23 protein-coding genes are annotated in these 20,802 nt (G+C 62.1%); 13 read left to right on the top strand and 10 right to left on the bottom strand.

All coding sequences use genetic code 11. The features are described from left to right. The first annotated feature begins 32 nt into the window (after nucleotides 1–32). From infC to P775_RS18185, 3 genes are all read left to right on the top strand, one after another. Nucleotides 33–578, top strand: a complete 546-nt coding sequence (infC, locus tag P775_RS18195; RefSeq protein WP_099912306.1) for a translation initiation factor IF-3 — start codon at nucleotides 33–35, stop codon at nucleotides 576–578. Nucleotides 579–791: 213 nt separating this feature from the next. Then, on the top strand, nucleotides 792–1,160 hold the full coding sequence (locus P775_RS18190) for a hypothetical protein (protein ID WP_099912305.1): 369 nt from the start codon (nucleotides 792–794) through the stop codon (nucleotides 1,158–1,160). Beyond that, entirely contained in the window at nucleotides 1,157–3,295 is a 2,139-nt protein-coding gene (locus P775_RS18185) for a pyrroloquinoline quinone-dependent dehydrogenase (RefSeq protein WP_099912304.1), read from the top strand. The genes P775_RS18190 and P775_RS18185 overlap by 4 nt, the downstream gene beginning before the upstream one ends. Nucleotides 3,296–3,374: 79 nt before the next feature. On the opposite strand, the gene P775_RS18180 is transcribed toward P775_RS18185, so the two are convergent. The 4 genes from P775_RS18180 to dksA all read right to left on the bottom strand — a co-directional run bounded on the left by P775_RS18180 (nucleotide 3,375) and on the right by dksA (nucleotide 7,198). Further along, a complete protein-coding gene (locus P775_RS18180) occupies nucleotides 3,375–4,364 on the bottom strand; it encodes a molybdopterin-binding protein (protein ID WP_099912303.1) in 990 nt (329 codons plus the stop codon). Then, nucleotides 4,361–5,329 (bottom strand): XdhC family protein, encoded by a 969-nt coding sequence (locus P775_RS18175; protein ID WP_099912302.1) that lies wholly within the window; start codon nucleotides 5,327–5,329, stop codon nucleotides 4,361–4,363. Before P775_RS18175 ends, P775_RS18180 begins: the two co-directional genes overlap by 4 nt. 171 nt (nucleotides 5,330–5,500) lie before the next feature. Continuing rightward, nucleotides 5,501–6,664, bottom strand: a complete 1,164-nt coding sequence (locus P775_RS18170; RefSeq protein WP_099912452.1) for an FAD-dependent monooxygenase — start codon at nucleotides 6,662–6,664, stop codon at nucleotides 5,501–5,503. A gap of 111 nt (nucleotides 6,665–6,775) precedes the next feature. After that, the gene (gene dksA, locus P775_RS18165) at nucleotides 6,776–7,198 is read right to left on the bottom strand and encodes an RNA polymerase-binding protein DksA (RefSeq protein WP_099912451.1); all 423 of its coding nucleotides are present in this window, start codon (nucleotides 7,196–7,198) and stop codon (nucleotides 6,776–6,778) included. 167 nt (nucleotides 7,199–7,365) lie between these two features. Here dksA and P775_RS18160 point away from each other — a divergent pair, with 167 nt between their 5' ends. The 7 genes from P775_RS18160 (at nucleotide 7,366) to P775_RS18130 (ending at nucleotide 12,878) form a co-directional block, all read left to right on the top strand. After that, a complete protein-coding gene (locus P775_RS18160) occupies nucleotides 7,366–8,208 on the top strand; it encodes an AAA family ATPase (protein ID WP_099912301.1) in 843 nt (280 codons plus the stop codon). A 69-nt stretch (nucleotides 8,209–8,277) separates the two neighbouring features. Next, nucleotides 8,278–8,772, top strand: a complete 495-nt coding sequence (locus P775_RS18155) for a DUF4188 domain-containing protein (RefSeq protein ID WP_099912300.1) — start codon at nucleotides 8,278–8,280, stop codon at nucleotides 8,770–8,772. A gap of 195 nt (nucleotides 8,773–8,967) precedes the next feature. After that, entirely contained in the window at nucleotides 8,968–9,438 is a 471-nt protein-coding gene (locus P775_RS18150; protein ID WP_099912299.1) for a YciE/YciF ferroxidase family protein, read from the top strand. Nucleotides 9,439–9,599: 161 nt separating this feature from the next. After that, on the top strand, nucleotides 9,600–10,049 hold the full coding sequence (locus P775_RS18145) for a GNAT family N-acetyltransferase (protein ID WP_099912298.1): 450 nt from the start codon (nucleotides 9,600–9,602) through the stop codon (nucleotides 10,047–10,049). 34 nt (nucleotides 10,050–10,083) lie between these two features. Then, on the top strand, nucleotides 10,084–10,335 hold the full coding sequence (locus tag P775_RS18140) for a hypothetical protein (protein ID WP_342749668.1): 252 nt from the start codon (nucleotides 10,084–10,086) through the stop codon (nucleotides 10,333–10,335). A gap of 10 nt (nucleotides 10,336–10,345) precedes the next feature. Then, nucleotides 10,346–11,530 (top strand): vWA domain-containing protein, encoded by a 1,185-nt coding sequence (locus P775_RS18135; RefSeq protein WP_099912296.1) that lies wholly within the window; start codon nucleotides 10,346–10,348, stop codon nucleotides 11,528–11,530. 169 nt (nucleotides 11,531–11,699) lie between these two features. Then, a complete protein-coding gene (locus P775_RS18130) occupies nucleotides 11,700–12,878 on the top strand; it encodes an MFS transporter (RefSeq protein ID WP_245875753.1) in 1,179 nt (392 codons plus the stop codon). 57 nt (nucleotides 12,879–12,935) lie between these two features. Here P775_RS18130 and P775_RS18125 read toward each other — a convergent pair whose 3' ends face one another. The 4 genes from P775_RS18125 to P775_RS18110 form a co-directional block, all read right to left on the bottom strand. Further along, nucleotides 12,936–13,523 carry a riboflavin synthase gene (locus P775_RS18125; RefSeq protein ID WP_099912295.1) on the bottom strand — a complete coding sequence of 196 codons (588 nt, stop codon included), beginning with the start codon at nucleotides 13,521–13,523 and terminating at the stop codon, nucleotides 12,936–12,938. 158 nt (nucleotides 13,524–13,681) lie between these two features. Further along, nucleotides 13,682–14,782: a bifunctional diaminohydroxyphosphoribosylaminopyrimidine deaminase/5-amino-6-(5-phosphoribosylamino)uracil reductase RibD gene (gene ribD, locus P775_RS18120; RefSeq protein ID WP_245875752.1), complete on the bottom strand. Its 1,101-nt coding sequence runs from the start codon at nucleotides 14,780–14,782 to the stop codon at nucleotides 13,682–13,684. 11 nt (nucleotides 14,783–14,793) lie between these two features. After that, the gene (nrdR, locus tag P775_RS18115; RefSeq protein WP_099912294.1) at nucleotides 14,794–15,261 is read right to left on the bottom strand and encodes a transcriptional regulator NrdR; all 468 of its coding nucleotides are present in this window, start codon (nucleotides 15,259–15,261) and stop codon (nucleotides 14,794–14,796) included. Between the two features lie 166 nt (nucleotides 15,262–15,427). Continuing rightward, nucleotides 15,428–15,835, bottom strand: coding sequence for a secondary thiamine-phosphate synthase enzyme YjbQ (locus P775_RS18110; RefSeq protein WP_099912448.1), 408 nt, complete (start codon nucleotides 15,833–15,835; stop codon nucleotides 15,428–15,430). A gap of 100 nt (nucleotides 15,836–15,935) precedes the next feature. Between P775_RS18110 and yghX the strand changes: the two genes are divergently transcribed. Beyond that, entirely contained in the window at nucleotides 15,936–16,835 is a 900-nt protein-coding gene (gene yghX / locus P775_RS18105; protein WP_099912447.1) for a YghX family hydrolase, read from the top strand. 46 nt (nucleotides 16,836–16,881) lie between these two features. On the opposite strand, the gene P775_RS18100 is transcribed toward yghX, so the two are convergent. Beyond that, on the bottom strand, nucleotides 16,882–17,226 hold the full coding sequence (locus P775_RS18100; protein WP_245875751.1) for a hypothetical protein: 345 nt from the start codon (nucleotides 17,224–17,226) through the stop codon (nucleotides 16,882–16,884). A 74-nt stretch (nucleotides 17,227–17,300) separates the two neighbouring features. Between P775_RS18100 and P775_RS18095 the strand changes: the two genes are divergently transcribed. Together P775_RS18095 and P775_RS18090 are read left to right on the top strand one after the other, a co-directional pair. After that, nucleotides 17,301–17,975 (top strand): SDR family oxidoreductase, encoded by a 675-nt coding sequence (locus tag P775_RS18095; protein ID WP_099912292.1) that lies wholly within the window; start codon nucleotides 17,301–17,303, stop codon nucleotides 17,973–17,975. A 119-nt stretch (nucleotides 17,976–18,094) separates the two neighbouring features. Continuing rightward, the gene (locus P775_RS18090; protein ID WP_099912291.1) at nucleotides 18,095–18,664 is read left to right on the top strand and encodes a DedA family protein; all 570 of its coding nucleotides are present in this window, start codon (nucleotides 18,095–18,097) and stop codon (nucleotides 18,662–18,664) included. A 48-nt stretch (nucleotides 18,665–18,712) separates the two neighbouring features. Here P775_RS18090 and rpoD read toward each other — a convergent pair whose 3' ends face one another. After that, nucleotides 18,713–20,698, bottom strand: a complete 1,986-nt coding sequence (gene rpoD / locus P775_RS18085) for an RNA polymerase sigma factor RpoD (RefSeq protein ID WP_099912290.1) — start codon at nucleotides 20,696–20,698, stop codon at nucleotides 18,713–18,715. Between the last annotated feature and the right edge of the window lie 104 nt (nucleotides 20,699–20,802).

Raw genomic sequence — 20,802 nt, 5'->3', positions numbered from 1 at the left:
CCTGACGCGAAGGACACAAAAGGAATTACACCATAGCCCGCAGACCCCATAACGCGCCCCCAACGCGCGAAACCGGCCCCCGCATCAACGATCGCATCCGTTCGAATGAAATTCGCCTGATTGGCGCGGATGGCGAAAACGTGGGCGTCGTGACCCCGGCCCGTGCCATGGAAATGGCAGAAGAGGCCGGCCTTGATCTGGTCGAGATTTCTCCCAATGCGGCCCCGCCGGTCTGCAAGATCATGGATTTCGGCAAGTTCAAATATGAACAGCAAAAGCGCGAAGCCGAAGCGCGCAAGAAGCAGAAGATCATCGAGGTCAAGGAAATCAAGTTCCGGCCCAACACCGACATCCACGACTATGAAGTCAAGATGCGCTCGGTCTTCAAGTTTCTTGAGAATGGCGACAAATGCAAGATCACGCTGCGGTTCCGTGGCCGTGAGATGGCGCACCAGAATCTGGGGCGCGAGCTGCTTGAGCGGGTCGCAGAGGATGTGAAGGAAGTGGGCAAGATCGAGAACATGCCCAAGATGGAAGGCCGCCAGATGATCATGATGATCGGACCGGTGTCCAAATAATCTGATCCAGTCCGGGTTTTTCAGGGGGGTGCGCCACGGCGCGCCCCTTTTGTTTTGCCCCATGCACATGCAGCTAAACCGCAAAAAGTTCCCTCCCTTGCAAAAAATAAACAGTGTCGGCAAGGACATACCGTTCCTGACATTCCCCGTCAGCGGCGTTACGCTCACCCTTGGGGAGTCGATCTGTCACACTTGAACGGAAGGAGAGTCTCAATGCCTCACCCCTCTTCAACCGGCACGCCACGCACCATCGTGACCTTTGCCGGTGCGCTCGGCGGCTTTGCCGTTGCGCTTTACAATTATCTCACACCGCTGACCGGCGTGAACGGCACCGCTGGCGCCTTGCTTGTGGTCGTCGCCTGTTTGCTGATCGCCATCGCCGCGATCCTGATCCAGCTCAGCCGCAACACCACATGGCGCGGCGTGCTGCGCTTTATGGTGGGGCTGGGCGGTGTTCTGACCGCCGTGGCCGCCTATTTCCTGCACGAATGGGTGCTCATGGCCGCCATGGGTCTGGTGATCATCGGGCTGGCCTTTGACATTGCCCAGACATCGCAGACAACCACGGGGGTTCCCGCATGATCCGTTCTTCCTCGGCCCTGACGGCCGTACTCCTCAACGCGACCCTGATCGTCGCCCCCACCATCACCCTTGCGCAGGACACGGCAACGCCCGAATCTCAGGCCGCAGAGCCTGCGCAGACCGCGCCGCAGACCACAGAGACGCCCCAGCCCGCGCAAGACGAGGCTGCAACGGCAGACGAAACCGCGCCGGATGAGGCCGACACCGCAGCCCCGGACCGTTTCCCCGGCGTAGTTGACCCGATCCTCGCCACCACGACGCGGACCCGCTCTGACATCCCGCTGGTGCCCGAAACCGCCACCTGGGACGGCTTTCATGGCCAGCTCAACGCACAGAAATATTCACCCCTGGCCCAGATCACCACCGACAATGTCGCTGATCTGAAAAAGGTGTGGGAGGTGCACACAGGCGACGTCTCTGACGGCTCCGGCGATGTGCCGGCCACGGTCTGGTCCGCGACACCGGTCTTTGCCAATGACACGCTCTATATCGGCACGCCGTTCTATCGCATCCTCGCGCTGGATCCGGCCACCGGCGACGAAAAGTGGTCCTTCAACACCGACTCCACACTTGAGGCGCTGACCCAGCCCGCGCTCAAGAACCGCGGCGTGTCCTATTGGGAAAACCCCGAACCGGTCGCGGGTGAGACCTGCCAGAAGATTGTCTATATCGGCACGATGGATGCCCAGCTTTTTGCCGTTGACGCGGATACCGGCGAAAAATGCACCCGCTTCGGCAAGGACGGCGTGCTGGATGTGAACCAGTGGAACACCGTGAACGACCGTTTCCCGTTCTCGGTCCTGCAGCCGCCGACAATCACCGGCAATCACGTCATCCTCGGCTGGGCGGGCAAGGACTGGGCCTATGCCGAAGCCCCTCCCGGTGCGGTGTTTTCCGTCGATCCGCAAACGGCCGAACTTCAGTGGGCGTTTGAAACCCTGCCCGAAGAGATCCGCCAGAAGACCGGCACCGCCAACGTCTGGACCCATATGTCGGTGGATGAGGGTCTGAACATGGTCTATCTGCCGGTCTCCTCGCCCTCGCCCAACTATTGGGGCGGCAACCGGACCGAGGAAATCCCCTATGCCACCTCGACCACCGCGCTGGATCTTGACACAGGCGAGGTCGTCTGGTCGCGCCAGTGGGTGCACCATGACATCTGGGATTACGACATCAACTCTGCCCCGACCCTGATGGACATCACCGTGGACGGACAGGAAATCCCGGCCCTGATGCAAGGGACCAAGATGGGCTTCCTGTTTGTGGTGAACCGCGCAACCGGCGAAGACGTCTGGCCGATCGAGGAACGCCCGGTTCCCGGCGGTGACGGCACGGTGGATGGCGAATACTATGCCCCCACACAGCCCTTCCCGACCATTCCCGCGCCGCTGCTCGATCAGGCGGAAAAGCCCGAAATCTGGCCAATCGCCGATATTGTCGGCATGGGCTCCTGCAGCAAACTGTTCGACAACCTCTGGTATGAGGGCTTGTATACCCCCCCCACCACCAAGGGCGAAGGCACGCTGGCCTACCCGGACTCAGCCGGTGGCGTGCAATGGGGCGGCGTGGCGTTTGATCCCGAAAGCCAGACCGCCATCGTCAACACGTCGCACATCGTGCAGTATATCAAACTGTTCTCGCGCGAAAATTACGACGAGCAAACCGGTGGTTCAGGCAATGAAAACGGCCTTTATCCGCAGGAAGGTGCAGAATACGGCATGTCGCTGAACAACGCGCAGAACTGGCTGGGCATGCCCTGCTGGAAGCCGCCCTTCGGTGAACTGGTCGCGCTCGACATGCACACCGGGGACGTCAAATGGCGCAAGCCCATTGGCTCGTCGCAAATGTACGGCTTTTTCATGCCCGAAAGCATGGGTTCGCCCACCATCGGCGGCCCGGCTGTGACCAAGGGCGGTCTGGTCTTCATCGGTGCCACGATGGATGCCAAGGCCCGCGCCTACAGCCTTGAGACCGGCGAAGAGCTTTGGTCCGACCAGATGGAGGCCCCCGTGGTCGCCAACCCGGCGGTCTATGAATACCAGGGCCGTCAGTATGTTGCCTTTATCGGCGGCGGCAATTCGATCCTGAAACCCGCCGTGGGTGATCAGGTCGCGGTCTACGCCCTGCCGGAATAAGCTCTGGCGCTTGAAAACAACAAAGGCCGGGGGCAGTCACCTACTCCCGGCCTTTTCTTTGGAACGTTCTGATAGCGTGTCAGCCTTCACGCGGGCGTGGCCGTGTCGGGATCTCTTTCAGCAGCCCGCCGACCCCCATCCCGGCAATATCGCGCGGCGTGACCGGGACACCGCACAGCATCCGCTCCATCACCCAATCCGCGCCGTTCAGCGCGGGCGAACGGGCACAGCCCGGCAATCCGATCACCGGCACCCCGTTCAGATCGCCGTAAAACAGCAAGTTCCCCGGATCGACCGGCATGCCGTAATGGATCACCCGCCCCCCCGCCGCACGCAGCGCCGACGGTGCCACATCCGCAACATCCGACGTGGCAGACGCGGTCAGAATAAATATCGCCTCGGCCTCGGATGCGTTAATCGCGGCGGCCAGCGGCGCGGTCTCATGGCGCACGAGGCAGATGTCGTCCAGCGCCCCCCCCAGCCGCTCAAGCCTGTCGCCAATCGCTTTCTGCCCCTTCACCCCGTCATCCGATTCGACAAAGGTCTGGATCAGCTGCGCGCGGCGCACGGTCACGGGGCGCATCCGCAACCCGTCCTGCCCCAGCACGCAGGAACGTTCCAGCGCCACCTCGGGCACGGCGTAAGAGATGATCTTGACCGTCGCCACCATGCCCCGCAGCGCCATGCGCTGCCACTCGGGCACCGTCGCCACGGTGATCATCGGATGCACGGCATTGATCGCATCGATCTTGGCGGCCTCGACCTCGGCCACCCCCAGACACTCGGCAAAGATGTTCACACGCCCGGTCGCGGCCTTGCTAATGCGCAGCCCCGCGCGCGCCGCATCCGGCACCAGCGCCTGCGCCAGCCGCGCGGCAGCGGCATCCTCGGACACATCGCCCGCCTCCAGCCGCGCCACAATCACTTCGTCCACGCCCGCCGCGGCCAGCGTCGCGATATCCGCCACCGCCAGCAGCTTGCCCTTGCGCAGCCGCCCGCCGTCCAGCGGCACGGAATGCGCCAGCACCGCGCCCTCGGCCTCACTCAAAGGAACGCTGCCAAAGATCACGCGCCGCGCCTCAGCACACGCGTCATCTCGGCAATCACCGACACGGCAATCTCTGCCGGGCCAGAGGCCCCGATATCCAGACCAACCGGCGCATGGATGCGCCCGATCTCCCCCTCAGAAAACCCCAGCCCCTCCAGCCGCGCCACGCGCTTGGCATGGGTGCGGCTCGATCCCAGCGCCCCGATATAGAAACACCCCGACCGCAGCGCCTTTTCCAGCGCCGGATCATCCAGCTTGGGATCATGGGTCAGCAGCACCAGCGCCGTGCGCGAATCCAGCCCCTCGGCCTCAACCGCCTCATCCGGCCAGTCGTTCACGACCCGTTCCCCCGGAAAGCGCGCGGCAGAGCCAAAGGTCTCGCGCGGGTCGATCACCACCGGATCATAGCCCGCGATCCGCGCCATCGGCACCAGCGCCTGCGCGATATGCACGGCCCCCACCACGATCAGCCGCAAGGGCGGGTTGTGAATGGCGACAAAGCGGCGCGTGCCCTCCTCGAACCCCGACCGGTCCATGCGGAACCGCTCGGGATAGCCCTCAGTGACCAGCACCCGCGCGCCAGTCTCCAGATCCGCCACATAGGCGACGGGCTTGCGCGCCGCCCGCGCCGCCACCAGATCAGCCAGCATCGCCTCGGACAACACAGCCCCCACCGGTTCCACCAGAATGCGGATCGTGCCGCCACAGGCAAGGCCCACGGCAAAGGCATCGCCGTCACTGACGCCAAACTCCAGCTCGCGCACGCCGCCGTCTTCCAGCGCCTCAAGCGCTTCGACAATCACCGCGCCCTCGACACAACCGCCGGAAACCGACCCGACAATCTCGCCCGCCCCCGATATCGCCAGCTGCGCGCCGACGCGACGCGGCGCCGATCCCCAGGTTTCGATCACCGTGGCAAGCGCGGCGCCGACTCCGGCCCGGTGCCAGGTCAGTGCCGTCTCCGGTGCGGTATCAAATCTGTCCATGTGCAATCCCTCCAACGGGTGTCTATCATGCCCTTCAGATGTGTCGCCCCCTCCCTTGGTGCAACGGCCCAGCCCGCACCACCCGGAAATCAGGGCGTAAAGTTCGTCAAGCAGACCAGACACCAGCGCGCGCCGCAGACGCGCTCCGTGGGATCACCCCCGGCGCAGGGATCACACCGCCTGCGTCACGTCATAGCCATAGAGCCAGTCGAACTGATGCACCATCCGCCCGGGCGCAAACCGCCCACCCGCGCGCAGCGCCAGATGCGCCGCCCCCCGGATCAGCGGATTGCTCAGATGATATTTCCAGGCATTGCCAGTGGCCGCGTTGATCACCTGCACCGCGCGCGGACGGCGCAGCGTCTGATACCGCCCCAGCCCCTCTGCCAGACCGTCCCGCTCCAGACAGGCGGCCAGCGCCCAGGCATCCTCCAGCGCCATGTTCGCGCCCTGCGCCAGAAACGGCAGCGTTGGATGCGCCGCATCCCCCAGCAGCGCCAGACCCTCGCCATGCCAGCGCTTGGCCACCGGATGGCGGAACAGCCCCCACAGCCCCGGCGCCTTAACCCCCGCCAGAAGCGCCGGCACATCCCCGCCAAAGCGCGCAAAGGCGCGGCGCAGGTTCTTGGCATCGTCGCGGTGGGTCCAGCCTTCCTCGGTCCAACTGCGGCGCTCCTCGACGGCGACAAGGTTCACAAAATCCCCGCCCCGCAGCGGATAGCTCACCAGATGCCGCCCGGGGCCCATATGCACCCGCGCCTCTGGCGGATGGTCGCAGGTGTTGGGCACCACCGCGCGCCAGGCCACCTGACCGGTGAACCGCGCCGGGGCCTGCCCGTTCAGCACGCCTCGCGCCACAGACTTCACCCCATCCGCGCCGATGATCAGATCCGCCGGACAGCTGTCACCATTGGCGATCACCGCCACGGGCTGTGCCCCCATGCGCACCCCGCTCACCCGCTGCAACAGCCGAATCCGCACGCCCGCCGCCCGCGCCCCGTCCGCCAGCAGCCCGATCAGATCAGCCCGATGCACAAAGTGATAGGCCTGCGCCCCGTCAAGCCGCGCCAGATCCAGCCGCAGCACCTCTGCACCGTCCCGGTAATCACGCAAGCTCACCGCACCGGCGCGTACAGCTCCCTCCAGCGTCAGCCCCAGCGCCTCCAGCACCCGCAGCCCGTTGGGCGACACCTGCAACCCGGCGCCGACCTCACAAATCTCGCCCGCCTGTTCCAGCACGACCACATCCGCGCCACGCTGACGCAGCGCCAACGCCGCCGCCAGCCCGCCGATGCCGCCCCCGATCACCGTGATCTGACTGCCCTGCAGACCCATTTCCGAAATCCCCTGCCCGAATGCCAAACGCCGGAGCATTGCCCCGGCGTTCTGATCTCTGGTCTCGCGCGCTGAAAAAGCCAGCCCGTTCGTCGCTTGCTCACACGCCGTTCAGTCGTCCCGGTGCACTTTCTCGCGCCGCTCGTGACTTTCCTGCGCCTCAAGGCTCATGGTCGCAATCGGGCGCGCATCCAGCCGCTTGAGGCTGATCGGCTCTCCGGTCACTTCACAATATCCGTATTCCCCGTCGTCGATCCGGCGCAGCGCCGCATCGATCTTGCTCACCAGTTTGCGCTGACGATCCCGGGTGCGCAGCTCCAGCGCGCGGTCGGTTTCCTCGGACGCGCGGTCGGTGACATCGGGGATGTTGCGGGTGCCGTCTTGAAGACCCTCGATCGTGTCACGACTGTCGGCCATCAGGTCAGACTTCCACGTCAAAAGTTTGCGACGGAAGTATTCAAGTTGACGGTCGTTCATGAACGGTTCGTCTTCTGCCGGACGGTAGTCGTCGGGAAGAAAGGATTCTGCTTTCATCTTGGTCCCCTCATAAACGCCCACATCTGTCATGGTAATGTCCTCAGATATCTGGCACTTCTTAACGCAGCACTTAACCCAAGCCCCCCCATATGTCACTAGCCAATAGCAATGGGTTGCGGGGTTTCTGGGCCAATGTGACGACACTGCACAAGGAGCGCACAGTGATGAAATTCGAGGGAACGGATGACTATGTCGCCACCGGCGACCTGACCATGGCCGTCAATGCCGCCGTGACCCTGGAACGCCCCCTGCTGGTCAAGGGCGAACCCGGCACAGGCAAAACGGAACTGGCACGTCAGGTCGCAAAGTCCCTTGGTTTGCGCATGATCGAATGGAATGTGAAATCCACCACCCGCGCCCAGCAGGGCCTTTATGAATACGACGCCGTCAGCCGGTTGCGCGACAGCCAGCTGGGCGATGAGCGGGTCAATGACGTCTCCAACTACATCCGCAAGGGCAAGCTCTGGCAGGCCTTCGAGGCGGATGAAAAGGTCGTTCTGCTGATTGACGAGGTCGACAAGGCCGATATCGAATTCCCCAACGATCTGTTGCAGGAACTCGACCGGATGGAGTTCCACGTCTACGAAACCGGCGAAACCATCGCCGCCCGCCAGCGCCCCATCGTGATCATCACCTCGAACAACGAAAAGGAACTGCCCGACGCCTTTCTGCGCCGCTGTTTCTTTCACTACATCCGCTTTCCCGAACCCGAGACCCTGCGCAAGATCGTCGAAGTCCACCACCCCGGCATCAAGGACGCGCTGCTGACCACCGCCCTCACCCAGTTTTACGAGCTGCGCGACCAGCCCGGTCTCAAGAAAAAGCCCTCGACCTCCGAAGTGCTCGACTGGCTGAAGCTGCTGCTGGCCGAGGACCTGACCGCAGAAGACCTCAAACGCGACGGCGCCAACGCCCTGCCCAAACTGCACGGCGCGCTGTTGAAAAACGAACAGGACGTGCACCTGTTCGAACGTCTGGCCTTCATGGCGCGGTGTCAGGGGCGGTAACCCGTTCCCACTGATCCGCAGGGCACCGGCGAACGTATCCTGATCGAGCAGGATGGATGGGACAGCCCGATGCCAACGATCTTTGACCAGCGTATGACCGCACAGATAGACGGCGATTTTGTCGTCTTTCTGATTGGCCTGCGCATCAACACGCCGTGGAAGGTCACCAAATGGCTTCCCGCTGTTCGTGCCATGCCCCGGATGCTGCGCGAACTGGACAGCAGGCCAGCGTCTGAAACCGGCTTGCTCGGCCATTCTCAGGCCGGTCTGGGCACGATCATCCAGTATTGGCGCAGCTTTGATCATCTTGAGGCTTACGCAAATGCCCGCGACAGCGCGCATTTCCCGGCGTGGGTGGCGTTCAACAAACGGATGAAGACCTGCCGCGCCGATGTCGGCATCTGGCACGAGACCTATCTGGTGCGCGCCGGCCAATACGAAACGCTCTATTCCGGCATGCCGCCCCATGGCCTTGGCAAGGCGGCAACCCTTGTTCCGGCCACCGGCTCACGCAGCGGCGCGCGCACGCGACTTGGGGGCACCGCCCCGCAATCAGAGGTTTAGCCCCCGGCGTGAACGGTGGGGACAAGACATGCAGCGTCGCAAGGTTCCAGATAGGTTCCCACAGGGTTCTGACGTGAAAAGACGCTGCACCGCAGCAGGCACCTTCCCGCCGATCAACGAAATCGCACGCCGGAACAAGAATGCGCGATCCGGGTTAGCCCTGCACTGTCCCTCACGCACTAGAAAGGTGCTACCATGAAAACCATGCAGGACGCGTTTCACCACACTCTCAAAGACATTTATTACGCCGAAACGGCCATCTCGAAAGCCTTGCCAAAGATGGCCAGCGCCGCCACCGGCAAAGAGCTGAAGGCCGCCTTTACTGATCACCTCGAAGAGACCAAAGAGCAGATCAAGATCCTCAAGGCCGTCTTCAAATCCATCGACCAGAAGCCCGAGGGCGAAAAGTGTGATGCGATCGAAGGCCTGATCAAGGAAGGCGAAAGCATCATCGAAGAGGCCAGTGGCAAGGCGCTGCAGGCCTGCCTGATCGGGGTCGCGCAGGCCGTCGAACATTACGAGATCGCCCGCTACGGCACCCTGCGCGAATGGGCCAAAGAGCTGGGCCACACCGAAGCGCACGATTTGCTGACGCAGATCCTCGACATGGAAAAGGCCGCAAACGCCAAGTTGACCGGCATCGCCGTCGAATCCGTCAACGCCTGATCTGCCCAACGCCCGACGCCAAGGGGCCAGTCACACCTGTGGCTGGCCCCTTCATATTTCACCACGGCTCGCAATTTGATCAAAAATTCCCTTGGCGCCTCCCGCCCTCTCCCGCTAGGTCTGTACCAAAAACATTTGCATGACGAATTGAGGACAAAGATATGAGCACCCCCATCACCATCCGCCCCCTGCGCCCCGAAGACAAAGACCAGTGGGCCGCCCTCTGGACCGCCTACCTCACCTTCTACGAAACCTCGCGCCCGGCCGCGCTGTATGACACCTATTTCGACCGTCTGATCGGCACCGACCCGCAGGATTACAGCGCTCTTGTCGCCGAACAGGACGGCAAACTCGTCGGCCTCGCCCATTACCTGTTTCACCGCCACGGCTGGTCGGTGGAAAACGTCTGCTACCTGCAGGACCTTTATGCCACGCCCGACACCCGCGGCACCGGCGTCGGCCGCGCCCTGATCGAAAGCGTCTATGGCGTCGCCGACACCGCAGGCGCGGCGAACGTCTACTGGCTCACCCAGGAGTTCAACACCACCGCGCGCCAGCTTTATGACCGCATCGGCACCAAGACCCCGTTCATCAAATACTCCCGCAGCTGATATCCCCTGCGACCCTCGGGCGCGCGTAACTCACATGGACTCTGCCCCCCGGGCGCGGTACGGCTGCGCCCCGGACGGGGCCCGCCCCGCCGCCGCACCGCCCCGAGGAGAGCCGGACATGATCGTGATCGCAGCAGCGCTTCTGGGCGCATTGACAGGCGGCTTCAAGGCCCGCAACCGCAAGGGCAATGCCGCCGACATCGCGCAATACGCCGCAGGCTTCGGCATCTTCTTTGCGCTGATCGGGCTGATCGTGACAGTCGCCCTCGACAAGATTTTGCTGTAAGGCTCGGGGCATGTTTGTCCCCTTCTTCCAAAACCTGCGCAACGCCGCCGTCCCGGTCTCCTTGCGGGAATACCTCAGCTTTCTCGAAGGCATGAAGGCCGGTCTTGCCACCTATGACGCCGAGGCATTCTATTACCTCGCCCGCACGGCGATGGTCAAAGACGAACGCCACATCGACCGCTTTGACCGCGCCTTTGCGGCCAGCTTCGAAGGCCTCGACCAGATCCCGATGCAATCGGTCATGGACGCCGTCGACATCCCCGCCGACTGGCTGGCCAAGATGGCCGAAAAACACCTGAGCGCCGAAGAAAAGGCCGAGATCGAGGCGCTTGGCGGTTTCGACAAGCTGATGGAAACGCTCAAGGACCGCCTCAAGGAACAGCAGGGCCGCCATCAGGGGGGCAGCAAATGGGTAGGCACGGCCGGCACCTCGCCCTTTGGCGCCTATGGCTACAACCCCGAAGGCGTGCGTATTGGTCAGGACGAATCGCGCCACAAGCGCGCGGTCAAGGTCTGGGACAAACGCGAATTCCGCAACTTCGACGATTCCATCGAACTGGGCACCCGCAACATCAAGGTCGCCCTCAAACGCCTGCGCAAATGGGCCCGCGACGGCGCCACCGAAGAGCTGGATCTTGACGGCACCATCCGCGCCACCGCCGAACATGGCTATCTGGATGTGCAGACCCGGCCAGAGCGGCGCAATGCGGTCAAGGTGCTGCTGTTTCTCGATGTCGGCGGCTCGATGGACCCGCATGTGAAAGTGGTCGAAGAGCTGTTCTCTGCCGCCCGCGCCGAATTCAAGCACATGGAATATTTCTACTTCCACAACTGCCTCTACGAAGGCGTCTGGAAGGACAACAGCCGCCGCTGGGATGCACAGGTTCCCACCGCCGAAATCCTGCGCACCTATGGGTCTGATTACAAATGCCTGTTCATCGGCGATGCCTCCATGTCGCCCTACGAAATCGCCTATCGCGGCGGCGCCAATGAACACTGGAACGAAGAGGCCGGACAGGTCTGGCTGGAACGCGCCCGCGCGCAATGGCCCAGCAATCTCTGGATCAACCCGATGCCGGAAAAACACTGGCAATACACCCAGAGCATCGCAATGATCCGCGAAATCTTCGAGGGTCAGATGGTCCCCATGACCCTTTCAGGGCTTGAGACCGGCATGAAATCCCTCACGCGCTGAACCGCACTTTCCGCCATAGGTGCGCGCCCCCTTTCCGTCTGGACCACCGTTTCATCTGCCCTTAAATATCCCGGGGGTCCGGGGGCTGGCCCCCGGCACAGCCACAAAGGCACAGCGCCGCCCCTCGGCCATCCTCCAGACCTGTCCCAAATGCACCGGGAGCCCGCACATGACACGCCCGCTGCCGCCCCTTGCCATGATCCTGCTGCTCTGGGCTGCGGGGCTCGGCGCGGCCGGGCAGTTCGCCAAGATCTCCGTCGCCTTCCCGGCGCTGCAACTCACCTACCCCGAGGCCGGCGCCGCCCTTGGTTTCGCCGTCTCGCTGCTCAGCTTCATCGGGATGGTGCTCGGCCTTGTGGCGGGCATGATCGTCGCGCGGCTTGGCTACCGCAGACTGCTGCTGACCGGGCTGGTGCTGGGCGCACTGATGTCGGCGCTGCAGGCCAGCCTGCCCGCCTTTCCCCTCCTGCTCGCCTCCCGCCTGATCGAGGGCCTGTCGCATCTGATCATCGTCGTCGCCGCCCCGACCTTTATCGCGGAACTGGCAACCGACCGGCTGCGCCCTTTCGCCATGACGCTCTGGAGCACGTTTTTCGGCCTCGCCTATGCCCTCGCCGCCTGGGGCGGCCTGCCACTGATTGCAGCCTATGGCCCCGGCGCGCTCTTTGCCCTGCACGCCGCCTATATGGCGCTGATGGCCGGGGTGCTCTGGCGCACCCTGCCGCATCTCGACCGTGTCAAGGACACGCCCCTGTCGGTCAAAGAGATGCTCAGACAACACCTGCAGATCTACCGCGACCCTCATCTCAACGCTGCCGCCCTTGGCTGGCTCTGCTACACGCTGACCTTTGTGGCGCTGCTGACCGTGCTGCCGCTGGTGCTGGGCCCCGACGCGCCGTCATGGCTGCTCGGCGTGTTGCCCCTGACCTCGATCGCGGTGTCGATGACGCTGGTTGTGGCCCTGCTCAAACTGATGCCAGCAATCCGGGTGGTGATGCTGGGCTTTGGCCTCTCTGCTGCAGCCGTCTGCCTGATCCTTGCGCAGCCGGGCGCGATCTGGCCGGTGGTCACACTCTTCGCCACGCTGGCGCTGGTGCAGGCGGGCAGCTTTGCCGCCATCCCGCAGCTCAACACCACGCCCCGCGACCGCGCGCTCGCCAATGGCGCGGTGGCGCAGATGGGCAACCTCGGCAACCTCGCGGGCACACCGATCCTGCTCGCGATGCTCACGACCTTTGGCGCCACCGGCGGGCTGGCCGTGACGCTGGTCTGCTATCTTCTGGGTCTTGGCCTGCACCTGCGGGCGGCCGCCGCAAGGGCACAAAGGCCCCGACGCACAGCCATATGAAAACCATACGGTTTCCATACGCCGTCCATATGCCGTTTTTCGGGGTCTGATCAGACCTCAGGACATCTCGGCCAACCGGGCAACGTAGCGCGCCAGCGTGTCGATCTCAAGGTTGACGCGGTCACCTTCCTCCACATCCCCCCAGGTCGTCGCGACCTTGGTATGAGGAATGAAATTGATGCCGAAATCGCAGCCATCAACCTCGTTCACGGTCAGCGAGGTGCCGTTGAGCGCAACAGATCCCTTGGGGGCGATGAACCGGGCAAGCGCCTTTGGGGCGCGCAGCACAACACGGGTGCTATCCCCTTCATCTTTCACGGAAATCACCTCAGCCTGACCATCCACATGGCCCGACACGATATGGCCGCCCAGCTCGTCCCCGACCTTAAGAGCACGTTCGAGGTTCACCCTGTAACCCACTGACCAGGAAGCGATATTCGTCTTGCTTACAGTCTCCGCGCTGATCTGCACATCGAACCAGTCGCTGCCCAGTGCCACCGCCGTCAGGCACACGCCGCTGCAACAAATCGACGCGCCGATATCAATGCTCTGCGTGTCGTAATCGGTGACGATCCGCGCACGCAAATCGCCACTCTGTTCGAGCTCTCGGACTTCTCCGATATCGGTGATTATTCCGGTAAACATTTGATTTGCGCCCCTTTTCCCGGCCAGCCCGCAGGGGCTGTGCACCGTTCCGCACCTGGCCCCAGTGTCGCCGGTCTCGGTCGATCCGCTGGGGTTTCAGGGCATTGGATAGTGCGCTCGCATCAGCAACGCAACCATCAGGCGCATGGCAAGGCCGCTTATCCCGCCCGGCGCCGCCAGCGGTGCAAGACATCCGCTCCCACGGAGCGGGTCTCGACCAGATCAAAGCGCGGCGCCTCGATCAGACGACCGATTCCCATGGCCCCAACCCCCGGACGACCCTCAGCACCAATGGCCAGACCGGCGGTGAAACCGATCAGCGAATCCACCAGATCCGCCGCCAGCAAGGTCGCCGCCAGCGTACCGCCCCCTTCGCAGAACACCCGCGTCAGCCCCGCCTTGCCCAGCCCCTGCAGAACCGACGCCGCATCCACCTGCCGCCCCTGCAGCGCAGCGGGGATCAGTTTGGCGCCAAGCCCTTCCCAGGCCTTTCGAATTTCACTCGGTGCATCCGGCCCATGACAGATCCAGACCGGCACATCCTTTGCGCTGCGCGCCAGTTGCCCCATAAGCGGCAGGTCAATCAGGCGGGACACGACCACACGTACCGGCTGCGCCCTGCCGCCAAAGCCGCGTACGGTCAGCGCCGGATCATCGCTCCGCGCGGTGCCCGCGCCCACCATCACCCCATCGTGGCGCGCACGGATCCCATGCACCAGATGGCGCGCCGCAGGACCGGTGATCCAGCGGCTTTCCCCGCTGGCCGTGGCAATGCGACCGTCAAAGCTGCTGGCAAGCTTCAGGGTCACAAAGGGACGGCCCTGCCGGGTGCGCAGAAAGAACCCGGCGTGATCCTCGCTCGCCGCTTCGGCCATCATACCGGTCACAACCTCGATGCCCGCCGCCCGCAGCATGGCAAAGCCTTTTCCCGAAACCCGTGGGTCCAGATCCTGCACTGACGCCACAACCCGTGCAACACCCGCATCAATCAGTGCCTGCGCACAGGGGGGTGTCCTGCCATGATGCGCACAGGGTTCCAGCGTGACATAGACGGTCGCCCCACGCGCCGCCGCCCCAGCCTGTCCCAAGGCCACAACCTCGGCATGCGGGCGGCCACCGGGCTGGGTCCAGCCCCGCCCGACGATCCGATCTCCGGCGACAATCACGCAACCGACAGATGGGTTCGGCCAACACAGCCCAAGCCCTCGACGGCCCAGGCTCAGCGCATGGGCCATATGGCGCAGCTCCGCTCCGGTCATCACCGCCCCGCTCACTTGGTCGGGGGCGTTTCGGGCCGCAGTTCGCTCACGAACTTGTCGAAATCATCTGCCGCCTGGAAGTTCTTGTAAACACTGGCAAACCGCACATAGGCCACGGTATCGATCCGCGCCAGAGATTCCATGACGATCTCACCGATCTGTTTGGACGGGATGTCAGTCTCGCCCATGCTTTCCAGCCGTCGCACGATGCCGCTGATCATCTGATCCATGCGCTCAGGCTCGATCGGACGCTTCTGCAAAGCGATACGAATAGAACGTTCCAGCTTGTCACGGTCAAAATCTTCACGGCGGCCATTGGTCTTTATCACCACCAGATCGCGCAACTGCACCCGTTCATAGGTCGTGAAACGTCCCCCGCAGGCCGGACAAAAACGTCGCCGCCGGATTGACACATGATCTTCGGCCGGACGTGAATCCTTCACCTGCGTGTCAATATTTCCGCAAAACGGGCACCGCATGGGCCGTCCCCCTCGATTTTTGAAATCTGCCTCTGGAATGGGGTTATCCCCTGTTATCCACATCCACTATAGGAGGGCGGCCATAAATTGGGTAGCAGGAATTTTTACGCCCCAGATGATGCGCCTTTACCCTACAAAACCTGCGCAAGCCGCCCCTGCTCCGCCTTCAGCGGCTCAGATGCGCCACAACCTGACGCATGTGGGGCGCTCTGCGATGTTCGAACAGGTAGATCCCCTGCCACGTGCCCAAGGCCAGCACGCCATCACTGACCGGAATCATCAGCGACACGGGCAGCAGCGCCGCCTTGATATGCGCTGGCATATCATCCGGCCCTTCATAGGTATGGGCCAGATAGGCCATGGAGGGATCCGTCGTCGGTGGCACCAGACGATGAAAAAAAGCGTTAAGATCGCTCTTTACCTCGGGATCGGCATTTTCTTGAATCAGCAGACTGGCCGAAGTATGGCGGATGAACAACGTTAGAAGACCCGTCCCCTTGACCCATCCCGCCACATCGCGGGTAAATTCATAAAGCCCCGGCCCCTCTGTCGAAAGTGTGAAGCTTGTCTGCAGACATGCCATCTGTGCAATTGTCCTTCCCGAACTAACTTTTCCTCCGGGACGCCGCGTCATGACGATGCAGCGCCAGTCTGAGGAGGCGATCATGAACGAGATGACACCACAGCGGCGGCTGACAGCCAAGGACTTCGATCCGAAACTTCTGGAGCTCTATGACTTTTATGCCCATGGGCAGATCTCGCGTCGGGAATTTCTGGACCGCGCGGGAAAATACGCCGTTGGCGGCCTGACTGCGGCAGTCCTGCTGAACATGATGCTGCCAAACTATGCGCTTGCTGAACAGGTGTCGTTCAACGATCCCGACATTACCCCGGAATATATCACCTACCCATCCCCGCAGGGCCATGGAGAAGTGCGCGGCTATCTGGTGAAGCCCGCAAATGCCGCGGGGCCCCTCCCTGCCGTGGTGGTGGTCCACGAAAACCGCGGGCTAAACCCGTATATTGAGGATGTCGCGAGGCGGGTTGCCAAGGCCGGCTTCATCGCGCTGGCACCCGATGGCCTGTCCTCTGTCGGGGGGTATCCGGGCAATGATGCCGAAGGGCGTGATCTCCAAAGCACGGTCGACGGCGAAAAGCTGATGAATGACTTCTTCGCCGCTTACGAATTCATGGCCGGCCATGACGGCACCACAGGCAAAGTAGGCTGCGTCGGCTTCTGTTATGGCGGCGGTGTGTGCAATGCGCTGGCGGTGGTCTATCCGGAACTCGGTGCGTCTGTGCCGTTCTATGGCCGTCAAGCCGCCGCATCAGACGTTCCGAGGATCCAAGCGCCGCTGCTGCTGCAGTATGCCGGGCTAGATGAGCGAATCAATGAAGGCTGGCCCGCATATGAAGCCGCGCTAAAAGAAGCGGGAAAGACCTATACGGCGCATATATATGAGGGCGTAAACCACGGCTTTCACAACGATTCCACACCAAGGTATGATGAAGCAGCCGCAAATCTAGCTTGGGATCGCACCATAGCGTTTTTCAACGAGCACCTCATGGAGTGAGAAGCGCCGCCTTGTTCCAACCGGACCGTCCCTGCAGGACGGTCCCTTAGGCTGACTGCTCAGACACCACGCAAATTACAGAGGGCAAGTCGTCATCCACGCCGAACAGCAGCGGCGTTCCATCGTCCGAAACCGTGGGCATCTGGGCAACCTGTGACAGAGTTTCGCGACATTCAGCAAGTTTTGTCGCAGGCACCTCGATTTCAATCACGGTCAGTTCGTTTTCAAACGATGACCCGCTCGCGGCAAAGGCTGCTGCGGCGACAAATATCAAACTTGCAGTTGTGGCGAAAAGGCGTGTCATCGTTTTCTCCTTTGCGTTTCGAGGAGGTAACGCTGTCATTCGGCAATTGGTTTCATGTGCCGCCAAAACGAAGAACAGCGCCTTCAAAAGAAGACTTCCCCCGGATGCAACAGATGGCGGGACTCGCGCGTTGATCCTCCAAGGAAACAAGGAGTTCTCATATGACAGCCAAGACGCTTTTCATCACAGGTGCCTCGTCCGGCATCGGTGCCGCCACCGCCCGCGCAGCTGTGGCCAAGGGCTGGAACGTCGGCCTGTTCGCCCGCTCCAAAGACAAGATCGACGCATTGGCCCAAGAGCTGGGAAAGGCCGCCATGGCCCTGCCCGGCGACGCGACCAGCCTTGAGGACCAGCAAAAAGCGATGGCCGCCATAGCCGAATCCTTTGGCAGCATTGACGCCGTCTATGCCAATGCAGGAACTGGGCTAAACACATCCGGCACGGATGCGGGCGACCCAGAGGAATGGCAGGCACTGGTTCAGCTCAACATCCTCGGCGTTCTCTGGACTGCCAAGGCGGCGATGCCGTACCTCAAGGACAGCACCGGACACCTGCTGATGACCGGTTCCGCCGCCGGGCGCACCCATATCAAGGGATCGGTCTATGGCGCATCGAAATGGTTCGTGCATGGCTATGCTGGCAATCTGGCGGAAGAGATGCGGGAATGGGGCGGTCGCTGTACGGTGATTGCGCCAGGCATGGTCGACACGTCGTTCTTTAAAGAAGCGAAACCGGACAAGCTGAAACCCGAGGATGTCGCCGATGCCGTCATGCATGCGCTGACGGCAGATCCGCGTGTCACTACGCGCGAAATTTTTCTAATGCCGACACACTGACCGGGAATCGGGCACGGGGGCTGCTTCGTGCCCGACACTCTGGCTGAACAGGCGACTTTTGGCCGGAAAGGGTCGATCAGACCTGTACCACGGCGCCACAGCAACTAGGGTTCGCCGTGATGATTGAGCACCTTATCACAGAATATGGCCTGATTGCCGTCTTCATCGGCTGCGCACTGGAGGGCGATACCGTCGCGATAACCGGCGGGGTACTGACCTTTCAGGGGCTTCTGAGCTTCTGGCCCGTTGTGCTGGCGGCGACAGCCGGAGCGATCGCAACCGACACGGCAACCTTCTGGCTGGCCCGCAGGTTTCGCGAACATCCCCGTGTTTTGCGTGCCGTGTCCCATCCGCTGTCGCAACGGTTCACGGCGACCCTGCTGTCGCGTCCGCTCTTGCTGGCCTGCGTTTTCCGTTTCATTCCGGGGGGACGCACCGTGGCACCAGTCATGCTGGCAACGGCCTCTTCCATCCGGGGCAAGACCTATACAATTGCGACAATCATGTCGGCCGGAGTCTGGGGATTGCTGATGGTGTCGATGGGCCGGGAACTGGGCGAATTCATGACCGAAACACTGGGTCATTTCACCAGAACCGAGATCATCCTTCTGGTTGCGCTTGTGATCCTCGCGCTGTTTCTGCTGAGCGCGGTCTGGCGCTATTTCCGCGCAGATACTCCTAAAACGTGAAACGGGCCCGCGCTGGCGGACCCGTCTTTCTTACAACATTTCAAAAGCTTATTGATCGAGGAACGAGCGCAACTTGCGCGATCGGCTCGGGTGCTTGAGCTTGCGCAGCGCCTTCGCCTCGATCTGACGGATCCGCTCACGCGTCACGCTGAACTGCTGACCGACCTCTTCGAGCGTGTGGTCGGTGTTCATGCCAATACCGAACCGCATCCGCAGAACACGTTCCTCGCGCGGGGTAAGCGACGAAAGCACCCGCGTCGTGGTTTCCTTCAGGTTCTCCTGAATGGCGGAATCCAGCGGCAGGACGGCATTCTTGTCCTCGATGAAATCGCCAAGCTGCGAATCTTCTTCGTCGCCAATCGGCGTCTCCAGCGAAATCGGCTCCTTGGCGATTTTCATCACCTTGCGGACCTTCTCCAGCGGCATCTGAAGCTTTTCGGCCAGCTCTTCCGGCGTCGGTTCACGCCCGATTTCGTGCAGCATCTGACGACCGGTGCGGACCAGCTTGTTGATCGTCTCGATCATGTGCACCGGGATACGGATGGTGCGTGCCTGATCCGCGATGGACCGGGTGATCGCCTGACGGATCCACCAGGTGGCATAGGTCGAGAACTTGTAACCACGGCGGTATTCGAACTTGTCCACGGCCTTCATCAGGCCGATGTTGCCCTCTTGAATGAGGTCAAGGAACTGCAGGCCACGGTTCGTGTACTTCTTGGCGATAGAGATGACGAGGCGAAGGTTCGCTTCGACCATTTCCTTCTTGGCCTGACGGGCCTCTTTTTCGCCCTTCTGGACCTGCTGCACGATGCGGCGGAATTCGCTGATATCCAGACCGACATACTGGCCGACCTGTGCCATGTCCGAGCGCAGTTCTTCGACCTTGTCCGCCGAACGTTCGATGAACATCTGCCAGCCACGACCGGATTTTGCGGCCATACGCTCCATCCAGTTCGGGTCCAGCTCGCGACCACGGTATTCATCGACAAATTCGCGGCGGTTGATGCGCGCCTGATCCGCCAGCTTCACCATGGACGAATCGATGACCATGATCCGCTTGTTGATGCCGTAAAGCTGATCGATCAGCGCTTCGATCCGGTTGTTGTGCAGATGCAGTTCGTTCACCAGCAGCACGATTTCCGAACGCAGCTTCTGATAGCGGCCTTCGTCATCGGCGCTGAAAGAGCCATCCTCGTTCAGGGTGGCCGAAATCCGGCTGTCCTGCATCGCTGCCAGTTCTTCGTAGTCGCTGGCGATGGTGTCGAGCGTTTCCAGAACCCGCGGTTTCAGCGCGGCTTCCATCGCGGCGAGCGACATATTGGCCTGCTCGTCCTCTTCCTCGTCATCGTCACCGCTGATCGGATTGCCGTCAGCGTCCAGCTCTTGCTTGCCATCGTCGGACTTGCCCAAATCCGACGAAGCAGCGGAGGTATCGACGACCGGAGTGTCCAGTTCGCCGTCTTCGCCCAGCTGGTTGCCGAATGTCGTCTCAAGATCGATCACGTCGCGCAGCAGAATGTCTTCGGAGAGAAGTTCGTCCCGCCAAATGGTGATCGCCTGAAAGGTCAGCGGGCTTTCGCACAGCCCGGCGATCATCGTGTTGCGCCCGGCTTCAATCCGCTTGGCGATGGCGATTTCGCCCTCACGGCTCAGCAGCTCGACCGAACCCATCTCGCGCAGGTACATCCGCACCGGATCGTCAGTGCGGTCCAGCTTTTCGCTGTTGCCCGACGACAGGGCGACATCCTTGTTGGACGAGGCGTCGACCAGTTCGGTCGAGCCTTTTTCCTCTTCTTCGCCATCTTCTTCGTCGGTGACCTGGATGCCCATTTCGGACAGCATCGACATCACATCCTCGATCTGATCGGAACTGACCTGATCAGGCGGAAGAACTTCGTTCAACTGGTCGTAAGTGATGTAGCCACGTTCACGCGCGTCAGCGATCATCTTTTTGACGGCAGCCTGGCTCATGTCGAGCGAGACTTCGTCGTCCTGGACTTCTGGCTTGGCGTCGTCGTTATCTTTGGCTGCCATATGGTGCTCCTGTCAGGGGCGGGTGAAGGGGCGCGGATGCGGCGAAGTGATTCGTAAAAACGAATCAATAGCGCGGTATCCTGATTCGCACACCCGTTTACCCT

This window comes from Puniceibacterium antarcticum, assembly GCF_002760615.1.
GTDB lineage: Bacteria > Pseudomonadota > Alphaproteobacteria > Rhodobacterales > Rhodobacteraceae > Puniceibacterium > Puniceibacterium antarcticum.
The sequence above is the reverse complement of the archived record's forward strand: the minus strand, read 5'-3'. Positions and strand labels throughout refer to the sequence as shown.

Coding starts and splice junctions, on each gene's coding strand:
- P775_RS18160 (WP_099912301.1), top strand. CDS start 7,366: ATGAAATTCGAGGGAACGGATGACTATGTCGCCACCGGCGACCTGACC.
- P775_RS18130 (WP_245875753.1), top strand. CDS start 11,700: ATGACACGCCCGCTGCCGCCCCTTGCCATGATCCTGCTGCTCTGGGCT.
- dksA (WP_099912451.1), bottom strand. CDS start 7,198: ATGAAAGCAGAATCCTTTCTTCCCGACGACTACCGTCCGGCAGAAGAC.
- P775_RS18140 (WP_342749668.1), top strand. CDS start 10,084: ATGGACTCTGCCCCCCGGGCGCGGTACGGCTGCGCCCCGGACGGGGCC.
- P775_RS18145 (WP_099912298.1), top strand. CDS start 9,600: ATGAGCACCCCCATCACCATCCGCCCCCTGCGCCCCGAAGACAAAGAC.
- P775_RS18190 (WP_099912305.1), top strand. CDS start 792: ATGCCTCACCCCTCTTCAACCGGCACGCCACGCACCATCGTGACCTTT.
- yghX (WP_099912447.1), top strand. CDS start 15,936: ATGACACCACAGCGGCGGCTGACAGCCAAGGACTTCGATCCGAAACTT.
- P775_RS18150 (WP_099912299.1), top strand. CDS start 8,968: ATGAAAACCATGCAGGACGCGTTTCACCACACTCTCAAAGACATTTAT.
- P775_RS18090 (WP_099912291.1), top strand. CDS start 18,095: ATGATTGAGCACCTTATCACAGAATATGGCCTGATTGCCGTCTTCATC.
- P775_RS18170 (WP_099912452.1), bottom strand. CDS start 6,664: ATGGGTCTGCAGGGCAGTCAGATCACGGTGATCGGGGGCGGCATCGGC.
- P775_RS18185 (WP_099912304.1), top strand. CDS start 1,157: ATGATCCGTTCTTCCTCGGCCCTGACGGCCGTACTCCTCAACGCGACC.
- P775_RS18125 (WP_099912295.1), bottom strand. CDS start 13,523: ATGTTTACCGGAATAATCACCGATATCGGAGAAGTCCGAGAGCTCGAA.
- P775_RS18175 (WP_099912302.1), bottom strand. CDS start 5,329: ATGGACAGATTTGATACCGCACCGGAGACGGCACTGACCTGGCACCGG.
- ribD (WP_245875752.1), bottom strand. CDS start 14,782: ATGACCGGAGCGGAGCTGCGCCATATGGCCCATGCGCTGAGCCTGGGC.
- rpoD (WP_099912290.1), bottom strand. CDS start 20,698: ATGGCAGCCAAAGATAACGACGACGCCAAGCCAGAAGTCCAGGACGAC.
- P775_RS18095 (WP_099912292.1), top strand. CDS start 17,301: ATGACAGCCAAGACGCTTTTCATCACAGGTGCCTCGTCCGGCATCGGT.
- P775_RS18155 (WP_099912300.1), top strand. CDS start 8,278: ATGCCAACGATCTTTGACCAGCGTATGACCGCACAGATAGACGGCGAT.
- P775_RS18135 (WP_099912296.1), top strand. CDS start 10,346: ATGTTTGTCCCCTTCTTCCAAAACCTGCGCAACGCCGCCGTCCCGGTC.
- nrdR (WP_099912294.1), bottom strand. CDS start 15,261: ATGCGGTGCCCGTTTTGCGGAAATATTGACACGCAGGTGAAGGATTCA.